The sequence below is a fragment of the Vibrio sp. 10N.222.46.A1 genome, from assembly GCF_041473595.1.
In the GTDB taxonomy this organism is placed as follows: domain Bacteria; phylum Pseudomonadota; class Gammaproteobacteria; order Enterobacterales; family Vibrionaceae; genus Vibrio; species Vibrio tasmaniensis_A.
Map to the genome: position 1 here is coordinate 1 of NZ_JBFRSN010000648.1, position 533 is coordinate 533.

The following is a 533-nucleotide window of genomic DNA, read 5'->3' on the forward strand; positions in this document are numbered from 1 at the left end:
ACCAGGAGACAGATCCAACACACGAGCATAAACAACGGTTGGCAGATCAAAAAGCTGACCTTCAAAACGCTGCTTAACCACTGAATCCAGATAAATACCGACGAACAACAGCAATGCGGCAAGTGCTAAGCCAGCTTTCCAAGAAATGCCCCACAGAATCTTCAACCAACCTCTCTTGCCAGACGGCTTAGCCTTAGGTTTAGTCTTTTTCGCTGACGCTCTTGGCTTTCTAGGCTTGGCTTTGGTCGTTGGTGACTTCTTTGCTGGCGCTTTTTTAGGTGGTGCCTTTTTTGGCGTTAACATTTTGGTCATCATCGGTTCAACTGTCGTTTAGTTTTAGTGGTTGCTACATGGTTAGCAGGGTCATCCGGCCAAGGATGTTTGGGGTAACGGCCTTTCATTTCTTTTTGTACTTCTTTGTACGCGCCAGCCCAAAAGCCGGCTAAATCCTGAGTAATTTGCAGTGGTCGTTGCGCAGGAGAGAGCAACTCAAGCACGACCTTTTTACGCCCTTGGGCAATCAAGGGTGAATC

Annotated in this window: 1 protein-coding gene and 1 pseudogene; both read right to left on the reverse strand. The window is 47.7% G+C overall.

Translation table 11 applies throughout. From position 1 onward, the window contains the following. A pseudogene (locus tag AB4496_RS17620) lies at nucleotides 1–315 on the reverse strand (penicillin-binding protein 1B); the annotation flags it as partial. After that, nucleotides 312–533 (reverse strand): ATP-dependent helicase C-terminal domain-containing protein (locus AB4496_RS17625; RefSeq protein WP_372131503.1); only part of this gene is annotated, 222 nt, incomplete at its 5' end. The gene AB4496_RS17625 and the pseudogene AB4496_RS17620, both read right to left, overlap by 4 nt.